General features: G+C 70.9%; 19 protein-coding genes. 9 read left to right on the forward strand and 10 right to left on the reverse strand.

The annotated features are described in order from the left end of the window. Nucleotides 1–517: 517 nt before the first annotated feature. The 5 genes from EDF42_RS18870 to EDF42_RS07035 form a co-directional block, all read right to left on the reverse strand. Entirely contained in the window at nt 518–820 is a 303-nt protein-coding gene (locus EDF42_RS18870; RefSeq protein ID WP_123292718.1) for a hypothetical protein, read from the reverse strand. A gap of 61 nt (nt 821–881) precedes the next feature. Further along, nucleotides 882–1,355: a flagellar export chaperone FliS gene (gene fliS / locus EDF42_RS07020; protein WP_123671835.1), complete on the reverse strand. Its 474-nt coding sequence runs from the start codon at nt 1,353–1,355 to the stop codon at nt 882–884. Between the two features lie 10 nt (nt 1,356–1,365). Continuing rightward, nucleotides 1,366–2,766, reverse strand: a complete 1,401-nt coding sequence (fliD, locus tag EDF42_RS07025; protein ID WP_123671884.1) for a flagellar filament capping protein FliD — start codon at nt 2,764–2,766, stop codon at nt 1,366–1,368. A 92-nt stretch (nt 2,767–2,858) separates the two neighbouring features. Then, nucleotides 2,859–3,698 carry a flagellin gene (locus EDF42_RS07030; RefSeq protein ID WP_185040801.1) on the reverse strand — a complete coding sequence of 280 codons (840 nt, stop codon included), beginning with the start codon at nt 3,696–3,698 and terminating at the stop codon, nt 2,859–2,861. 117 nt (nt 3,699–3,815) lie between these two features. Further along, nucleotides 3,816–4,634: a sigma-70 family RNA polymerase sigma factor gene (locus EDF42_RS07035; protein ID WP_123671837.1), complete on the reverse strand. Its 819-nt coding sequence runs from the start codon at nt 4,632–4,634 to the stop codon at nt 3,816–3,818. 478 nt (nt 4,635–5,112) lie between these two features. On the opposite strand from EDF42_RS07035, the gene EDF42_RS07040 reads away from it, so the two are divergent. The 5 genes from EDF42_RS07040 to EDF42_RS07060 all read left to right on the forward strand — a co-directional run bounded on the left by EDF42_RS07040 (nt 5,113) and on the right by EDF42_RS07060 (nt 9,495). Further along, complete coding sequence (locus EDF42_RS07040) at nt 5,113–5,598, forward strand: flagellar protein FlgN (RefSeq protein ID WP_123671838.1); 486 nt, start codon at nt 5,113–5,115, stop codon at nt 5,596–5,598. 4 nt (nt 5,599–5,602) lie between these two features. Further along, nucleotides 5,603–7,024, forward strand: a complete 1,422-nt coding sequence (gene flgK, locus EDF42_RS07045; protein ID WP_123338350.1) for a flagellar hook-associated protein FlgK — start codon at nt 5,603–5,605, stop codon at nt 7,022–7,024. Between the two features lie 14 nt (nt 7,025–7,038). Further along, nucleotides 7,039–7,908 (forward strand): flagellin, encoded by an 870-nt coding sequence (locus EDF42_RS07050; RefSeq protein WP_185021205.1) that lies wholly within the window; start codon nt 7,039–7,041, stop codon nt 7,906–7,908. Then, nucleotides 7,905–8,273, forward strand: coding sequence for a flagellar assembly protein FliW (gene fliW / locus EDF42_RS07055; protein WP_111086356.1), 369 nt, complete (start codon nt 7,905–7,907; stop codon nt 8,271–8,273). Before EDF42_RS07050 ends, fliW begins: the two co-directional genes overlap by 4 nt. 262 nt (nt 8,274–8,535) lie before the next feature. Further along, nucleotides 8,536–9,495 (forward strand): hypothetical protein, encoded by a 960-nt coding sequence (locus EDF42_RS07060; RefSeq protein ID WP_123338349.1) that lies wholly within the window; start codon nt 8,536–8,538, stop codon nt 9,493–9,495. 35 nt (nt 9,496–9,530) lie between these two features. Here EDF42_RS07060 and EDF42_RS07065 read toward each other — a convergent pair whose 3' ends face one another. Then, nucleotides 9,531–10,160, reverse strand: a complete 630-nt coding sequence (locus EDF42_RS07065) for a hypothetical protein (protein ID WP_123338348.1) — start codon at nt 10,158–10,160, stop codon at nt 9,531–9,533. 38 nt (nt 10,161–10,198) lie between these two features. On the opposite strand from EDF42_RS07065, the gene EDF42_RS07070 reads away from it, so the two are divergent. Continuing rightward, nucleotides 10,199–11,107: a hypothetical protein gene (locus EDF42_RS07070; protein WP_185040803.1), complete on the forward strand. Its 909-nt coding sequence runs from the start codon at nt 10,199–10,201 to the stop codon at nt 11,105–11,107. 78 nt (nt 11,108–11,185) lie between these two features. Here EDF42_RS07070 and EDF42_RS07075 read toward each other — a convergent pair whose 3' ends face one another. After that, entirely contained in the window at nt 11,186–12,154 is a 969-nt protein-coding gene (locus tag EDF42_RS07075; protein ID WP_123671886.1) for a beta-ketoacyl-ACP synthase 3, read from the reverse strand. A gap of 211 nt (nt 12,155–12,365) precedes the next feature. On the opposite strand from EDF42_RS07075, the gene EDF42_RS07080 reads away from it, so the two are divergent. Continuing rightward, nucleotides 12,366–13,337: an aldo/keto reductase gene (locus EDF42_RS07080; protein WP_123671839.1), complete on the forward strand. Its 972-nt coding sequence runs from the start codon at nt 12,366–12,368 to the stop codon at nt 13,335–13,337. Between the two features lie 139 nt (nt 13,338–13,476). Here EDF42_RS07080 and EDF42_RS07085 read toward each other — a convergent pair whose 3' ends face one another. From EDF42_RS07085 to zapE, 3 genes are all read right to left on the reverse strand, one after another. Further along, a complete protein-coding gene (locus EDF42_RS07085) occupies nt 13,477–14,127 on the reverse strand; it encodes a tyrosine-protein phosphatase (RefSeq protein ID WP_123671840.1) in 651 nt (216 codons plus the stop codon). A 123-nt stretch (nt 14,128–14,250) separates the two neighbouring features. Next, nucleotides 14,251–15,525, reverse strand: coding sequence for an ammonium transporter (locus EDF42_RS07090; RefSeq protein WP_111086361.1), 1,275 nt, complete (start codon nt 15,523–15,525; stop codon nt 14,251–14,253). Between the two features lie 205 nt (nt 15,526–15,730). Continuing rightward, nucleotides 15,731–16,750: a cell division protein ZapE gene (gene zapE / locus EDF42_RS07095; protein WP_123671841.1), complete on the reverse strand. Its 1,020-nt coding sequence runs from the start codon at nt 16,748–16,750 to the stop codon at nt 15,731–15,733. Nucleotides 16,751–16,887: 137 nt separating this feature from the next. Between zapE and EDF42_RS07100 the strand changes: the two genes are divergently transcribed. Continuing rightward, complete coding sequence (locus tag EDF42_RS07100; RefSeq protein ID WP_123338345.1) at nt 16,888–17,793, forward strand: sulfurtransferase; 906 nt, start codon at nt 16,888–16,890, stop codon at nt 17,791–17,793. Continuing rightward, a complete protein-coding gene (locus EDF42_RS07105) occupies nt 17,790–18,239 on the forward strand; it encodes a SufE family protein (protein ID WP_123312753.1) in 450 nt (149 codons plus the stop codon). Before EDF42_RS07100 ends, EDF42_RS07105 begins: the two co-directional genes overlap by 4 nt. Nucleotides 18,240–18,304 lie beyond the last annotated feature (65 nt).

Consider the following 18,304-nt stretch of genomic DNA (forward strand, 5'->3'; position numbering starts at 1 on the left):
CCCGTGGGACGTCGCCGTGCGGTGGTGGCCGATCCGTGGCCGAACTGGTGAGCGATCCGTGCTCGTGTGGCGCTATCGGTGCCCGTCCCCGGCCGCGTTAGCCCTCGCCCCGAACGGGGGTGGCCGGGGCGCGTCCGTCCGATGCAGAACGACTTCCTCGTTGTCGTACGACGACCACCTCGTCGCACCTTGCGCGCGCCCGGTGTTGCACGCGCGGGCGAGCGACCCCATCGATGTCGTACGACGTCGACGATGTCGCACGTTGCGCGCGTAGACAGTTGCGCCCGCGGTCCGACGACATCCTCGTCGTCGCACGACGACCACCCTCGTCGCACGTTGCCGACGCTGGCCGTTCACAGTGGGAACCGTTGCACGCGCGGGGCATCGACATCCTCGTTGTCGTACGACGACCACCTCGTCGCACCTTGCGCCCGCCCGGCGTTGCACGCGCGGGGCATCGACATCCTCGTTGTCGTACGACGTCGAGCATGTCGTTCCGGGTCGAGCGCGTGACGGGTCAGGCGGACGCGTCGAGGTACACCGCGCCGCGGGGCTCGCGGGTCGCGTCGACGGCGCGCAGCGCACCGAGGTGCTCGAGCGTCGCCCGCCGGTCCGACTCCAGTTCCGCGATGCGGTCGCGCTGCGCAGCGAGCAGCCGGGAGGCACGCCCCACCAACGCGCGCGGCACCGGACCCAGCCCGGCCGGCTCCGACCACCCCACCACGGCCGTGGGGTCGGCCGCCTGCCGGGCGGCGTCGTGCTCCAGGGAGTCGAGCAGGGCCTCCCAGGCGAGGCGGTGGTCGACCTGCTCGGGCGACACCTCCTGCTCAGGCGACGGTGCCGTTTCGGGCGACGGTGCCGGTTCACGCGACGGTGCCGGTTCACGCGACACCGAGGGCTCCGCCCGTCGGCTGCTGGCGGGCCGGCGTCGCCGGCAGCGACGCGGCGGCGTCGTGCCATGACTGCCGCAGGGGTTCGAGGATCCGGATGCAGTCGCGCGTCGCCTGCACGTCACGGTGCACGTTCGCGGTGATGAGGGACGTCGACGCGTAGTTGTAGACGGCGAGCAGGCCCTCGCCCCCGTCCCAGACGTCGATCCGCAGCGTGGACGACAGCTCGCCGACGATCGCCTGCGCGTGCAGCAGTTGCTCGCGGGCGGCGTCCCAGTCGGCGCTGGTCTGTGCGGCCTCGGCGCGGTGCAGGTCGAGCAGCAGCCGGTCGTAGAGCATCGTGACGAGCTGCGCCGGGGTGGCCGACAGGACGGCCTCGTTCGTGTACTGGGCGCGACGCTGGTCGGTCACGGTGCGGGGCTGCGCGGCCTGGCGGAAGGCGGCGGCCTGGAAGTCGAAGGTCATGGTGATCCCGTCAGCTCGTCGTCGCCGCGAGCTGGCTGGCGAGCCAGCTGGACTGGGACTGGAGCTTGCTGAGGCTGGTCTCGAGCGACGAGTACAGCGTCTGGAGCGATGCGCGGCGCATCGTGAGTCGGTCGGTCCAGCTGTCGATCTGGGTGTTGAGGTCCTTGGCGACCGCCTGCTGGCCGGTGATCGTCGTGGTGATGGACCCGTCGTACTTGTCGGACGCCGCGGTGGCGGCGGCACCGACGTTCGCGGCGACACCGGACAGCATCGCCTGCGTGCCCTCGGGGTCGGTGGCGAGGGCCTTCTGGAAGACCTCGGCGTCGAAGGTGAAGCTGCCGTCCTTCGTGATCGAGATGCCGATCGACGACGGCGACTTCCCGCCGACGGGCGCCGACATGGTGCTGCCCAGGCGCTGCACGGCGTCGCGCGTGGTGCCGTCGCCCATCAGGACCCCGGCGGTCGTGGTCGTCGACCCGCTGGTGGCACTCGTGCTGCTCGTCACCGCGGTGTTCGTCTTGTAGTAGGCCGAGACCGCGTTCATCGCGTCGACGAGTCCGGACGCCACGGACTGGGCCTTCGTGGTGTCCTGCGCGACACCGACCGTGACCGGGTCCGTCGAGGCCCTCGACACGGTGACGCTGAGCCCGGGGACCAGGTCGGTGAACGTGTTCGTCGCGCTCGTGATCGTCTGCTCGGCGGCGGTGCCGGCCCACAGCGTGACGCTGGCGTCCTTCGCCTGTGCGACGACCGCGGCGCCGACCTCGGTCAGCACGTTCGTCGCGGTGCCCGCGGTCACCTGGTCGGCGGTCCCCCGGTACACCTCGAAGCCCCCCGCGGCCCCGGTCTTGGCGGACGTGAGCTGCAGCCGGTAGAGCTTGGTGCCGTCGGCGGCCGCACCCGCGGCGACCTTCGTGGCGGTGACGCCGGCCCCGGACTTGTTGATCGCCGACACCGTGTCGTCGAGGGAACCCGACGACGGCGTGACGGTGGTCTTCGTGCCGTCGGCACCCACCAGGGTGATCGGTTCGGCAGCGGCCGACCACGTGGACATCGCAGCGGTGACCCCGACCTGGGCCGAAGCGGTCGAGCCGACGCTGAACGTCAGCGACCCGGCGCTCGCGTTCGTGCCGGTGACGGCGGTGACGCCCGACGACGAGCTCGTGGCCGTGAACAGGTCGAGCGAGGTCGCCTTGGCGGCGTCCTTCGCCTTGGTCGCGAGGGCCTGCACCAACCCGTTGATCGTCTGCAGTGACGAGATGAACGAGTTGGTGCTCGTGAGCTTGTTCTTGAGCAGGGTCTGCGGCACGCCCTCGACGCTCATCAACGAGTTGATGAGGTCGGTCGTCTTGAGCCCGCTGACGAGCCCGTCGATCGCGAGGCTGGTGCTCGAGGACACGGACGATGACATCGTCGACACTCCCTGGCGTCGTGGGGATGGTCAGGAGGGCGACGCCGCCTCCCGGGAAGCCTGAACGATCCCGGAAGGCGGCGTCGTGGGTGCTAGCGCAGGAGCGAGAGCACGCCCTGCGTGCTCTGGTTCGCCTGCGCGAGCATCGACGTGCCGGCCTGGCTGAGGATGTTGTCGCGCGTGTACTTGACCATCTCCTCGGCCATGTCGACGTCGGTGATGCGCGAACCGGCAGCGGTGAGGTTCTCCTTGGCCACGTTCGTCACGTTGATGGCGTGGTCGAAGCGGTTCTGGACAGCACCGATGCTCGAACGTGCCGAGGACACGTACTTGATCTGCTCGTCGATCGCGGTGATGGCGGCCTGAGCGTTCGTCGCGCTGTCGAAGGTGAGGGCGCCGACAGCGGTCGACACGGACTCCACGTTGGACTTCGACAGGTCGACGTCGATCTGGCTCGCCGCGTCGCCGTTGGCGCCGACCTGGAACTTCAGGACGCCCGCTGCGCCGGCGGAGCCGTCGAGCAGGTTGATGCCGTTGAAGTTGGTCGACTGCGAGATGCGGGTGAGCTCCTTGGTGAGCTCGCCGACCTCGGTGGTGATCGCCTTGCGCGAGTCCTCGTTGTTCGAGTCGTTACCGGCCTGGACGGCCAGGTCGCGCATGCGCTGGAGGATCGAGTGGGTCTCGGTGAGGCCACCTTCAGCGGTCTGCACGACGGAGATGCCGTCCTGCGCGTTGCGGGCGGCGACCGTGAGGCCACCGACCTGGGACTTCAGCCCCTCGGAGATCGACAGACCGGCCGCGTCGTCGGCAGCACGGTTGATGCGGAGACCCGACGAGAGCTTCTCGAGGGACTTCGACAGGTCGTTCTGCGTCGAGTTGAGGTTCCGGTACGTGTTGAGTGCCGAGAGGTTGGTGTTGATGGACATACCCATGGTGGTTTCCTCCGTGAATGCTGGGTCGTACTACAGCCCATCCGTGGGCTGACGTGGATGACTCTCGACCGGGTGCCGGGAGCCGTTAGGGAATCGACGGAAATACCCGTCGACGGTTCAGCTCGCCGCCACGGCGACCGGCGCAGTCGCGTCGTGGACGGCACGTGCGACGCCGGCGGCGGCGTTCGACGCGACGCGTGCGAGGTAGGCGCTCCGGCGGGCCGCGGTGGTGCGCGAGGCGGGTGCGGCGGCGGCACCTCCGTCGCCGTAGTGGGCGGCCAGTCCGTCGCGGAGCAGGCGCATCGCCTCGGAGCGCTGCTGCGAGACGGCGGAGTGCGTGATGCCGAGTTCCGCGGCGACGTCGGTCACCGAGCGGTCCCCGAAGTAGACGGCCTCGACGACGAAGCGCATCCGCTCGGGCAGCGCCTCGACGGCTGCGCGCAGGTAGCGGCGCTTCTCGGTCTCGAGCAGGTCGTCGCCGGGCAACGGCAGGTCGGCGGCGACGAGGTCGTGCACGGTCTCGTCGAGGGGCGCGACGATGCGGGCCGCGTCGCTCATGGCGTCCGAGGCGGTCTGCCGGTCGACGCCCATCGCGTCCGCGATCTCCTGCACGCCGACGCTCCGGCCGAGTCGGGCGGACAGGGCCTCCTGCGTGGCGAGGGTCTCGCGGATCCGCTTCCGGGTGCCACGGGACGCCCAGTCGGCCGAGCGCATGTCGTCGGCGAGGGCTCCGGCGATCCGGGTCCGGGCGTAGGCGCCGAAGGGGACGCCGAGGGTGGGGTCGAACGCGTCGGCAGCGGCGACGAGCGCGAGGGAGCCGACGGCGGCGAGGTCGTCGCGGTCCAGGTGCGTGGCACGGGACCGGACGTCGGCGACGATGTAGCCCACGAGCGGGAGGTGCTCCACGATCATCGCGTTGCGTGCGGTGCGGTCCATGCTGATCCCCTGATCGACCTGACGTGACTGTCTCGACTCACCCGTCCCTGGGCACGACGGACGCCGGCCTCGGATGGCCGGTGCGTACGCCGAAGACCCGCCCGGTTCCCTCCGAGCGGTGCACCCCGCGCCCCTGTGACGCGGTTCGAGGTCGCCCTCGTGGTGCGTTCTGAATGTATCGGCTGGCAATGTCCTGAACAGGGGTTCATCCGTCCCCAGTGCGGGGGCATTCGCGGTGTTTCCCGGTCCACATTTGGGGGGACCCGACCCGTAGAACGACCGTTCCCGTCCCCCGGACGGGGTGCGTTTCGTTCGTTCCGGGAGGCCCGGGGGACGTCCGCCTCGCAGGTCACGTCCCCCGCCGCTTACGGTCACCGCCGTCGGGTCGATAGGTCTCGGTGTCCGCCGGATGGTGGACTCGAAGACCCGAAGACCCGAAGACCCGAACACCCGACGACGACCCACACGGGAGGAGCTGATGAGCGTGAACGACCTGTCCGCCGTGCTCTGGCGCGAACGCGAACTGCTCGAGCTGCTCACCTTCAAGCTCGAGGAGGAGCAGCTCCTGCTCACCGCGGGCCGTTCCCGGTGGGTGTCGCACGCCAGCCGCGAGGTCGAGCAGGTCCTCGAACGACTCCGCAGCACCGGACTCGAGCGCGCCGCGTCGAGTGCCGAGGTCGCCGAGGAGTGGGGCGTCCCCGCCGATGCACCACTGCGCGACGTCGCCGCCGCAGCGCCGAACGGCCCGTGGGGTGAGATCCTCGCAGCACACCTGACCGCGATGGTCGAGCTGACCACCCAGATCGGCGCCCTGCGCGACGAGAACGACCGCTTCCTGCGCACCGCCGCCCAGGCGACCGAGGAGACCCTCGCCGGCACCGTGACGACCGCCGCGACCTACGACGCCTCGGGCACCTCCGGTCCCGGCTCCGACGGCGCCCGCCTGTTCGAGGGGACCCTGTAGCCCCGTGGTCAGCACCTTCGGCTCCCTCGCCACCGCGTACTCCGGCCTCGCCGCCGCCCGCGCCGGCATCGACGTCACCGGCCAGAACATCGCGAACGCCGGCACCGCCGGGTACACGCGGCAGCGCGTCACGCAGAACTCCGTCCCCGCGACCCAGACCGGGTTCATGCGCGGCACCGCCGCCCTCGCCGGTCAGGGCGTCTCCGTCGACGGCATCGCCCGCCTGGCATCGCTGACGCTCGACGTCGGCGTCCGGGTCGCCGCGGGGTCCTCCGCCTACGCCGACGCCCGTGCGACGGCACTGTCCGCCCTCGAGACCGGCCTGCACGAGCCCGGCAAGGACGGCCTGAGCGCCAAGCTCGATGCCTTCTGGTCGTCGTGGAGCGAACTCGCCAGTCACCCCGACGACCCGGGTGCCGCCAGCGCCGTGATCGGCGCAGCGGGCACGGTCGCCTCCGCCCTGGCCGCCGGGTCGAAGGCCGTCGACGCGCAGTGGTCCTCGGTCCGGGGCACCGCGGCCGGCCAGGTCACCCAGCTGAACGACGCCGCGAAGCAGGTGGCCGACCTGAACGGGCGGATCCGCACCGCACTGGCCTCCGGCGGCAACGCCAACGAACTCCTCGACCAACGTGACCAGCTCACCGAGCAGATCGCGACGCTCGCCGGCGGGACGACCCGCACCAACGCGGACGGCACGGTCGACGTGCTGCTCGGCGGCAACCCGCTCGTGCAGGGCACCGACGCCCGCGCCGTGGCCCTCGGCGGTGGCGAACGCCTCGCCGACGGCGCCGCGGTCACCCTGACCTGGACCTCCGGCAGCGCCGGCGCGGTGTCCCTGAGCGGCGGGTCGATCGGTGGCGCCCTCGCCGTCCTCGCCCCGGCGAACGGGAACGGCACGGGCGGCGCGCTCGCCCAGGCCGCCGCCTCCTACGACGCCGTCGCGACCCAGCTCGCAGAGACCGTCAACGCCGTGCACGCCACCGGCACCACCCCGGCCGGCACCACCGGCACCGCGTTCTTCGCCCTCGCGGCGGGCGTCCCCGCCGCGCAGGGCCTGTCGGTCGTCCCGACGGACGGCAGCGGCCTGGCGACGCGGAACGCGGCGGGGCAGCTCGACGACTCGTTCGCCGACGCGCTCTCGCGACTCGGCACGGGCCCTGGAGCCGCCGACACGACCTGGGCGACGTTCGTGGCGGGGGTGGGCACCGCCTCCCGGTCGGCCGCGACGGAGTCGACACTCACCGGACTCGCCCTGACCAACGCGCGCACCCAGCAGCAGTCGAGCGCCGGCGTCGACCTCGACGAGGAGAACGTGAACCTGCTGAGCTACCAGCACGCGTACCAGGGCGCGGCACGCGTCCTGACCGCCGTCGACGAGATGCTCGACACCATCATCAACCGCGTCGGACTCGTCGGGAGGGGCTGATCGTGATCACCCGGGTGACCACCCAGATGTCGATGGCCGCGGCCTCGGCACGGCTGCAGACCGGTGCGGCGCGCGTGGCGCAGCTGACCGAGCAGGCCACCACGCTGCAGGCGATCCAGAAGCCGTCGGACGACCCGGTCGGCACCGCGTCGTCGATGCAGGTCCGCAAGGAACAGGCCGCCGCCGCGCAGTACACGCGCAACGCGAACGACGCCGTCGCCTGGCTCGCGACCACCGACAGCGCCCTGTCCAGCGTCTACTCGGTGCTGAACAGCGTGCGGGACCTGACCGTGCAGGCGGCGAACTCCGGCACCATGAGCGACACCGACCGCGACGCCTTCATCACGCAGTTCCAGTCGCTGAAGTCCGACCTCGAGGCACGGGCCAACACGACCTACGGCACCCGCTCGGTCTTCGCCGGTGCCTCGACCGCCGCCGCCGCGTACGACCCGGCGACCGGGTGGGCGGCCTCCGGCACGGACGTCTCCCGCCGGATCGGCGACGGCACCACCGTGCGCGTCGACACCGCCGGGGCCGACGTCTTCGGCACCGGGGCGTCGTCGGTGTTCGGGGTGCTCGACTCCATCGTCAGCGACCTGCAGAACGGGGTGAACGTGAACGCGCGGATCAACGACGTCGACGGCGCGCTCGGTGCCGTCCGCGGTGCCCAGGCCGACGTCGGTGTCCGGCACGCGACCGCCCTCGCCGCCCAGGACTCGCTGAAGACGGCAGCCGTCTCACTCGAGAACCGCCGCGCCGGCATCGAGGACGTCGACCTCGCCAAGGCCGTCCTCGACCTGCAGGTGCAGCAGACCAACTACCAGGCCGCCCTCGCCGTCACCGCGAAGGTCCTGCAGCCGACCCTGATGGACTACCTCCGATGAGCATCTCCCTGACCTTCGCCGTCCCGCCGTTCGGCCTGTCCCCCGCACCGGTCTTCACGCTGACCCCGGTGGACGGCGCCGAGGGCCTGTTCACCCTCGTCGGGGGTTCCTCGCGCTTGTTCGTGCTCGACGCCGCGGTGCACCTGCCGTCGTACTCGCCCGAGCTCACCGACGAGCAGGCCGCTGGGCTCGAGCTGACCGACCCTGCCGACGCCATGCTGCTCGTGGTGGCGAACCCCGGCGCGTCCGGGACGACCGTCAACCTGCTCGCGCCGATCGTCGTGAACGCCCGGACCGCCGTGGGCGCGCAGCTCATCCTGGAGGACCAGGACCTGCCGCTGCGGGCGGAGCTCGCGCGGGCGTAGGTGCTGCGGGGCCAGTCGGCCGCACCCGCTGCCTGGTCGACTCGGAACGACATGCTCGATGTCGTACGACATCGAGTTCGTCGCACCCGCGCGTGCGCAACAGTTGCACGCGCGGCCCGACGACAACATCGACGTCGTGCGACATCGATGTTGTCGCACCGCGCGTCCGCCTCATCCCTCCACAGACTGGAGGCCCGGCTCGTTTCCCACAGATCGTCGCTCCGGACCGACGTGGTCGGCTCGCACCACCGATCGTTGAGACATGAACGACCGAGTCCTCGACATCCCCCTCATCCGCACCGGCGACCATCCGAGCGCGGAACGGCGTGCGCTCCAGCGTCGCGTGCACCGCGGCTCACTCGCCTCGATCCGGCCCGGCGTCCTGGTCGATCCGTCGCTCGTCCAGGGGCTGCGGAGCGAGGACCGTCTGCTCCTGCTCGTTCGGGCGACGGTCCCGTCGGTCCGGCTGCCCCGGGCGTTCTCGCACTCGTCCGCGGCAACCGTGCACGGGCTGCCCTTCACCGCAGGTGCTCCCGACCGAGTCGAGGTCGTCGACCCTCGGTTGACCCGGCCGGACACGACGGCGCTTGCCCGGGTCAGGCCGGGGCATGCGATCGACGACTCCGGCGGACGATGGGCAGGGACGCCGCCGACCGTACCGATCGAGATCGACGGGGCGCCGGTGACGTCGTTGGTCCGGACGCTCGTCGATCTCTCGGCCACCGCACCGTTGGACCAGGCCGTACCGATGATCGATCAGGCGCTGCGCGGGCGACGGGTCCTGCCGGAGATGCTCCGCGACGAACTCTCGGACCACGAGCGCAAGGGCTCCGAGAAGGCAGTGGTGGCGATCGGGATGGGGTCGGCGCTGTCGGGGTCGCCGGCGGAGTCGGTGTGCCGAGTGCGCTTCCGGCAGGTCGGGGCGCCGGAGCCGGTGCAGCAGCACGAGTTCCGACGGACCGGCGGCGGGACGGCCGTCGTCGACTTCTGGTTCCCCGATCAGGGCGTCGTGGTCGAGGTCGACGGCCGCGCGAAGTACGAGGACCCGGTGATGCTCGAGGGGCGGAGCACCGCCGAGGCGCACTGGCAGGAGAAGCGTCGCGAGGACTTCGTCCGGTCGTTCCCCGAGGTCCGGTTCGTCATCCGGTTGTCGTGGGCCGACCTCATGCAGCCCGACCGCGTGCGTGCAGCACTCCGCCGGGCGGGTGTCCCGTGCCGGTGACGAACAGGCGAGCGGCTCCGAGGACCCGGCCGGGGTCAGTGGCTCGGCGCCTCCGGGTGGTGTGCGCGCTGCCGTTCGACCACGAGCGGTGCACTCGGCACGCCACCGCCGACGATCACTTCACCGGTGCCGACCCGCACGCCGTGGACGCGTCCGACACCCTTCACCACACCGGCACGCCGATCGGGGTCGGGCTCGCGGTGGTCGCCCCCGGCTGCGAGTTCGGCGTCACGGACGGCGACCGTCCCGAGCACCTGCGCACCGGCGCCGAGCTCGGTGGGGCCCTCGACGAGGCAGCCGCCCGACAACCGAGCGCCGTCCCCCACGAGCACGTCCGCCCCGGTCGCCGTGATCGTGACGGGCCCCGGGCCCAAGTCGGCACCGGAACCGATGGTCACCCGGGCCGCGGTGGCGACGACGGTGGCCGGGCCCGGACCGAGCCGCGCGCCGGACCCGACGGTGATCGACCCCCCGGCACGGCTCTCGAGCACGGCTCCGGGGTAGAGCACCACCCCGGCTGCCAGGGTGACGTCCGCGCCGATGAGCACGGAGCCGGGGTCGAGCACCACGACCTCGGGCAGCAAGCCGCGCACCTCCGCGACCGTCAGGAACCCGGAGGCCCGCCGAGCGTCGTCAGCCGGACCGGGCGCGCCGTCGATGTCCATCCAGCGAGCCTCCCACATGCCCGGCGTACGGTGAGCGCATGGCCCGCTCCCCGAAGGACCAGGCGATCGTGCCGCTGCCGAACGCCCAGGTCTCCCCCATGCCCGACGACTCCCGGACCCCGCAGCCGCAACAACCCGGCGGGTGGGTCAAGTGGCTCGACCGTGCCATCAGCGTCCAGCGCCCGGTGGTCGTGGCGCACGTCAACGCGATCCGTCGACGCAAGCCGGACGCCACCCCCGCCGAGGTCATCCAGATCCTCGAGCGGCAGTACCTCACCGCGGTCACCACCGGTGGCGCAGCGGTCGGTGCGAGTGCGGTCATCCCGGGCGTCGGGATGGTGGCCGCCCTCGGGCTGAGCGGCGCGGAGACGGTCGGGTTCCTCGAGACCACCGCGCTGTTCGCCCAGTCGGTGACCGAGGTGCACGGCATCGCCCTGGACGACCCCGAACGGGCACGGACCCTGGTGATGGCGATGATCCTCGGCGCTCCAGGGACGCAGCTCATCAAGCAGCTCGGCGGGCAGATCGCCGGCGGTCAGGCGCGTACGGCGTTCTGGGGAGAGATGGTGACCTCGTCCCTGCCGAAGCAGGTCGTGAACGGCCTCGGCGGGCAGGTCCGCGACCAGTTCATCAAGCGGTTCGCAGTGCGTCAGGGGACGTCGGTGCTCGGCCGTGCACTGCCGTTCGGCATCGGGGCCGCCGTCGGCGGGCTCGGCAACCACGCGCTCGGGCGGAAGGTCATCCAGGCCTCGCGGACCGGGTTCGGGCCGCCGTCGGCACACTTCCCGATCGTGCTCGAGCCAAAGCCGGCGAAGCCCGAGAAACAGCCGAAGGACAAGCAGCCAAAGGACAAGCAGCCAAAGGAGCTGAAGCAGCCCAAGCAGCTCGGCTGGCGCCGAGGCTCGGCAAAGGACGAGGACCTCTGGTCGGAGACGCCCGAGCGCTGAACCGGGCGGCAGGCCCGATCAGAACGACCGAGGCCCGATCAGAACGACCGAGGCCCGATCAAAACAACCGAGGCCCGATCAGAACGACCGCACCGGCGTCCTGACGACCTGTCCGGCGTGCGCGAACCCGCCGCCGAAGCCGAACAGCAACGCCGGGACGCCCTCGGGCAGGTCGCCACGCGCCCATGCTTTCGACAACCCGAGCGGCACGCTGGCGGCCGAGGTGTTGCCGGACTCGACGACGTCGCGGATGACGAACTTCGACTCCCCACCGAGTGCGGTCACGAGCGGCTCGATGATCCGCAGGTTCGCCTGGTGGAACGCGAACACCTCGATGTCGTCCATGGTGAGCCCGGCGGCCTCGACGACCTTGCGGGCGTGCCCCTCGGCCTCGGTGATGGCCCAGCGGTAGATCGATCGGCCCTCCTGGTTGAACCGACCCGGCGAGCCCTCGACCCGCACCGCGTCGAGCAGGTGCGGCACGCTGCCCCACGACACGGGCCCGATCTCCGGGACGTCGGCGGCGCCGAGCACGGCGGCTCCGGCCCCGTCGCCGACGAGCACGCACGTCGACCGGTCGGTCCAGTCGGCGATGGCGGAGAGGGTCTCGGACCCGATGACGAGCGCGACGTCGGTGGACCCGACGCGGATCGACTGGTCGGCGAGGGCGAGCGCGTACTCGAACCCGCTGCACGCGGTGTTGATGTCGATGGGCGCCGGGCCGTTCGTCATCCCGAGCGCGGCGGCGACCCGACCGGCGGTGTAGGGCGCACGGTCCTGGTGCGTGGTGGAGGCGACGATGACGAGTCCGACGGCCGAGGGCGACACACCGGCGTCGGCGAGGGCGTTGCGGCCCGCTTCGATCGCCATCGACGTGACGCTGTCGTCCGGACCGGCGATCTGGCGGGTCTGGATCCCGGTCCGGGTACGGATCCACTCGTCGTTGGTGTCGACCATGGTCGAGAGCTCGTCGTTGGTCAGGATGCGTTCGGGCTGGTGGTGACCGAACCCGAGGATCCGGCTGCCACGGAGTGCTGGGGTGTTCACCGTCGTCACGGTACTCCTCCCCGGAGCGCGGACATGCCCCGGACGGCATGCAGCCACGCACCATGCAGAACCATGCACCCCAGCACGCAGAACCATGCACCCCAGCAAGCAGACCGATGCAGCCCAGAAAGCAGAACGCAGCAGCCCAGCATGCAGAACCGGTACTCCCAGGGCCTGGCAGGGTGCCCCTCGGAGCGCGTAGACCGGAGTCATGGACTACACACACCTCGGACGGACAGGGCTGTCGGTTTCACGAGCAGTGCTCGGCACGATGAACTTCGGCCCGGAGACCACTGAAGACGACTCGCACGCCATCATGGACCGGGCCCACGAGCTCGGCGTCAACTTCTTCGACACCGCCAACGGCTACGGCGGCTCGGTGGGCAAGGGCGCCACCGAGGAGATCATCGGCCGCTGGTTCGCGAAGGGCGGCGGCCGTCGCGAGAAGACGGTGCTGGCGACCAAGGTCTACGGCGACATTATCGACTGGCCGAACGGCGGCAAGCTCAGCGCCTTCAACATCCGCCAGTCGCTCGACGCCAGCCTGCAGCGCCTGCAGACGGACCACATCGACCTGTACCAGTTCCACCACGTCGACCGTGCGACCCCGTGGGACGAGATCTGGCAGGCGATCGACGTCGCCGTGCAGCAGGGCAAGGTCCTGTACGTCGGGTCGTCGAACTTCGCCGGCTGGCACATCGCCCAGGCGCAGGAGGCCGCGAAGCGCCGCCACACCTTCGGCCTGGTGAGCGAGCAGTCGATCTACAACCTCGTGGTGCGCGACATCGAGCGCGAGGTCCTGCCCGCCGCCCGCGAGTACGGCCTCGGCGTCATCCCGTGGTCGCCGCTGCAGGGCGGCCTGCTCGGTGGTGTCATCGAGAAGACCGAGAACGGCTCCCGCCGTCTGTCGGGTCGCAGCGCCGAGTACGTCGAGGGGCACCGCGACCAGCTCACGGCCTACGAGTCGTTCGCCGAGGAGCTCGGCCACACGCCCGGCGAGCTCGCCCTCGCGTGGCTCCTCCACCAGCCCGGTGTGACCGCGCCGATCACCGGCCCCCGCACGATGGAGCAGTGGGAGTCCGCGGTCCGCGCCGTCGACATCCGCCTGGACCAGCGTGCGCTGGACCGGCTCGACGAGATCTTCCCGGGGCACAAGACCTCACCGGAGGACTACGCCTGGTGAACTGACGGAACGGGCCGGAACCACGGCCCGCGATCAGGGCCACGGACGGGAGGCACGGTGCGCGTCCGACGCGCACCGTGCCTCCCGTCCGCCGTTGCGACCACCGCACGTGGCGAGCCGCCAGGACGACGCACGCCCGTCAGAGCGCTGCGATCTCCGCGTCCGTCAGCCCGGCCCAGCGCAGGTACGCGGTGACGCTGCCCCACCGCGCCTCGACGTGCCGGACGACCGTGGTCATCGTCTCCGGCACGCACCGTTGCGCGACGGCGGTGGCCTCGGGGTCCGTGCTGACCGCACGCTCTGCGGCGAACCGATCGGCCAGCCCGACAGCGCTCGCGGCGTAGTCGTCGCCGACGGCCTCGATCGACGCACCCCAGAGTCGGGCGAGCAGTCCGCTGACGACGCCGGTGCGGTCCTTGCCGGCGGAGCAGCAGACGAGCACGTCGCCGTCGGACCGGGCGATCGCGCGGAACGCGGCGGCGATCCCGGCGCGGTGGCGCTCGAGCCAGTCGACGTACTGCTCCTCGAGCTGCACGGCCTGGGCGCCGGACTCGACGGTCGACGGGTCGAACAGCGGGACGAGCCGGTAGCCGTCGGTGGTGCGGAGCGGGTGCGGGACGCGGGCGACCTCGTCGTCACGGCGCAGGTCGACCACGGCCGCGAGTCCGTGCGGGTAGGCGTCGGCACCGACGTGTTCGGTGTTGGCGCGGTACACGATGCGGGAGCGGGCGTCCTGCAGGCCCGGTCCCCCGACCTCGCGCAGGTTGGTGAGGGTCGACGTCGTCGTCATGCCTGCAACCCTGCCAGACGCCAGACGCCAGACGACAGACCGCACGACGACGGGCCCCGCGCTTGCTGTGTGCGCGGGGCCCGTCGTCGTGCGGGTGGTGCTGGTGGAGCCGGTGTCTGCTGGCTAGCGGACCGAGACCGGCGAGTCGTCGGTCTGCTCGTAGAGGACGTAGCCCTCTTCGCCGTGGACCGCGGTGTCGATGCCGGCGACCTCGTCCTCGGTCTTGACGCGGAAGCCGATCGTCTTCTCGATGAGGAAGCCGATGACGAACGCCAGGACGAAGGAGTAGATGCCGACGGCCAGGGCCGCGGTGGCCTGCTTGCCGAGCTGCTCGAACGAACCGGAGTAGATCAGGCCGGTGTCGTTGGCGAAGAAGCCGAGGTACAGCGTGCCGACGATGCCGCCGACCAGGTGGACACCGACGACGTCGAGCGAGTCGTCGAAGCCGAGACGGTACTTCCAGTCGATCGCGAAGCAGCAGATGATGCCGGCGACGAAGCCGAGCAGGATGCCCCAGCCCGGGGTCAGGTTGGCACATGCCGGGGTGATCGCGACGAGACCGGTGACGGCACCCGAGGCGGCACCGACCGACGTGGCCTTGCCGTCCTTGAGCTTCTCGACGAGCAGCCAGCCGAGGATGGCGGCGGCCGGTGCGGCGAGGGTGTTGACCCAGGCGATCGCGGCGATGCCGTCAGCGGCGCCCTCGGAGCCGGCGTTGAAGCCGAACCAGCCGAACCACAGGATGGCGGCACCGAGCAGGACGAAGGGCGGGTTGTGCGGCTTGTGCGCACCCTTGGCGAAGCCGACGCGCTTGCCGAGGACGAGTGCCAGGGCGAGACCCGCTGCTCCGGCGTTGATGTGCACCGCGGTGCCACCGGCGAAGTCGATGACGCCCCACGTGGCAGCCCAACCCGAGGTCAGGTTGAAGACCCACGAGGCGACCGGGAAGTAGACGACGGTGACCCAGATGCCCGCGAAGACCATCCAGGCGCCGAACTTGGCGCGGTCGGCGATGGCGCCGGAGATGAGCGCGACCGTGATGATCGCGAAGGTGGCCTGGAAGCCGACGAACGCCATCGACGGGTACGCCGCCTGGATGTTCGAGGACTGCGCCTCCTCGAAGGCCTGGCCGAGGCCGATCTGGTTCCAGTCGATGCTGAAGAACCCGACGACACCGGAGACCGCCGTGCCGTCACCGTGGTTGGCGAAGGCGATCGCGTAGCCGTAGAGCACCCACAGGACGCTCACGAGTGCGATCGCACCGAACGACATCATCATCATGCTGATGACGGACTTGGCCTTCACCAAGCCGCCGTAGAAGAAGGCCAGGCCGGGTGTCATGAACAACACCAGCGCCGCCATGACCAACACGAACGTCGTGTTGCCCTGATCAAGCATCTGTTCACCTCTCGATTGCACGAGCGGCTCTTGGACCGCCTCGGGTGACACCGAGTCTGGCGAGGTGACGTTTCACGAGGGGGCACGATGTGTTTCGCGGATGTAACGCGACGGCGCGGTTTGTAAACGTCGTGTTTCGCATGGCCCGATGCCCCCTGGACAGGGGGTGCACCGACCGGTCAGCGGATGCCCCGGGCGGTGGGCGTCAGTCCTGGGCGCGGCTCAGCGCCACGACACGGCTGGCTGCGCGCAGGTACTTCTTGCGGTAGCCGCCGTCGAGCATGGCGTCGGGGTACACCTGGTCGAGCGGCGTACCCGAGGCGACGATCCGGACCTGCGCGTCGTACAGCCGGTCGACGAGCGCCACCCACCGCAGTGCGTCGGTCTGGTCCGTGAACGCCCGGACGTCGGTGAGCCCGACGGCGTCGAGGTCCTCGACGAGCGCGACGTACTTCGACGGGTGCACCGAGCCGAGGTGCGCGACCACGGCCGAGAAGTCGTCGAGCGTGACGGTTCCGGCCGGCAGCGCCGCGGCCACGTCGGACACCACACCGGCCGTTTCGTCGACCGCGCGGCGGCGGTAGTCGAGCCCGTCGATCCGCATCGTGTCGAACCGGTCGGACATCGCCTGGATCTCGCGCAGGAAGTCCTGCGCCGCGAACCGTCCCTCGCCGAGCGCGCCCGGAGGCGTGTTCGAGGTCGCGGCGAACCGGGTGCCGGTCTCGGTCAGCTCCTTGATCAGGCGGGTCATGACCATGGTGTCGCCCGGGTCGTCGAGCTCGAACTCGTCGATGCAGACCAGCGCGGTCCCCCGCAGCAGGTCGACCGTGCCCTGGAACCCGAGCGCGCCGACCAGGGCCGTGTACTCGATGAACGTGCCGAACGTCTTCCGCCCGGAGGCCGCGTGGTACGCCGCGGCGAGCAGGTGGGTCTTGCCGACACCGAATCCGCCGTCCAGGTAGACGCCCGACTTCGCAGCGGGCTCGACCGGCTGCTTGCGGCGGCCGAACAGCCCACGACGTGGCGCGTCGGTCGGCCCGGCCGCGACGAACGCGGCGACGGCGTCGCGCACGTCGGTCTGCGAGGCGTAGTCCGGGTCGGGCCGGTACGAGTCGAACGAGGCGTCCGCGAACTGGGGCGGTGGCACGAGTGCCGCGGCCATCTGCTGCGGGGTCACCTGGGGGTCACGGTCGACGAGGTGCGCTGGCGCGGTGTTCGTGGACAAACAGGAGGCCCTTCCGGGAAGCAAGTCGTGCGGTGTCACGTTGCGGCTGGGGCACGGTACGTCCGCGTACCGTTGCCCACAGGCACCGACGACCGATCCTAGTCCGGTGCCGGATGACCACCTGGAGGTAGCCCACCATGACCGCACCGGTCGACCCGTCCGAGAAGTTCACCGCCTACGCCCACCCGGAGCGTCTCGTCTCCACCGAGTGGCTGCAGGAACAACTGGACGCCCACACCCCCGACCTGGTCGTCGTCGAGTCCGACGAGGACGTCCTGCTCTACGAGACCGGACACATCCCCGGCTCGGTCAAGATCGACTGGCACACCGACCTCAACGACCCGGTGCAGCGCGACTACATCGACGGCGAGGCGTTCGCCGAACTGCTCAGCAGCAAGGGCATCGGCCGCGAGACCACCGTCGTGCTCTACGGCGACAAGAACAACTGGTGGGCCGCCTACGCCCTCTGGGTCTTCTCGCTGTTCGGCCACGAGGACGTCCGCCTGCTCGACGGCGGCCGTGCGAAGTGGATCGCCGAGGACCGCGCCCTCACCACCGACGAGACCGTCGTCACGCCGGCCGAGTACCCGGTCGTCGACCGGATCGACACCGAGATCCGTGCCTACAAGGACGACGTGCTCGCCCACCTCGGCAAGCCCCTCATCGATGTGCGCAGCCCGGGCGAGTACGACGGTTCCCGCACCACCGCGCCCGACTACCCGGAAGAAGGAGCACTGCGCGGCGGCCACGTCCCCACCGCGGTGAACATCCCGTGGGCGACCGCCGCCGCACCGGACGGCACGTTCAAGCCGCGCGCGGAACTCGACGCCATCTACCGCGAGGGCGCCGGCATCGGCGATGCGGACGAGGTCATCGCGTACTGCCGCATCGGCGAGCGGTCGAGCCACACCTGGTTCGTCCTCCAGCACCTGCTCGGCTACGACAGCGTCCGCAACTACGACGGCTCGTGGACCGAGTGGGGCAGCGCCGTCCGTGTCCCGATCGTGCAGGGCGCGGAGCCGGGTACAGTTCCGAACCGATGAACGACGCCACACTCCCCGCCACCCTCGCCGAGATCCGCGACGACTTCCTCGCCCTGGGCCAGAAGGACCGCCTGCAGCTCCTCCTCGAGTTCTCGAACGAGCTGCCCGCGCTGCCCGAACGGCTGCAGGGGCACGAGGACGAACTCGAACGGGTCGAGGAGTGCCAGTCCCCCGTGTTCATCACCGTGACCGTGGGCGAGGACGGCGACGCACCCGACGTCGTCCGCATGCACGCGACCGCCCCGCGCGAGGCACCGACCACGCGCGGCTTCGCATCGATCCTCGCGCAGGGCCTGAGCGGCCTGACGGCAGCGCAGGTGCTCGCCGTGCCGGCGGACTACCCGCTGACGATCGGGCTGTCCGAGGCGGTCAGCCCGCTGCGGATCCGCGGCATGGTGGGCATGCTCGGACGCGTGCAGCGTCAGGTGCAGGCTGCGGTGTCGTAGACGCGACCCTCTGACGGACGGGAGGCCCGTGGCGGATCCGCCACGGGCCTCCCGTCCATCTCCCC

The organism is Curtobacterium sp. PhB172, from assembly GCF_003752545.1.
Classification (GTDB): domain Bacteria; phylum Actinomycetota; class Actinomycetes; order Actinomycetales; family Microbacteriaceae; genus Curtobacterium.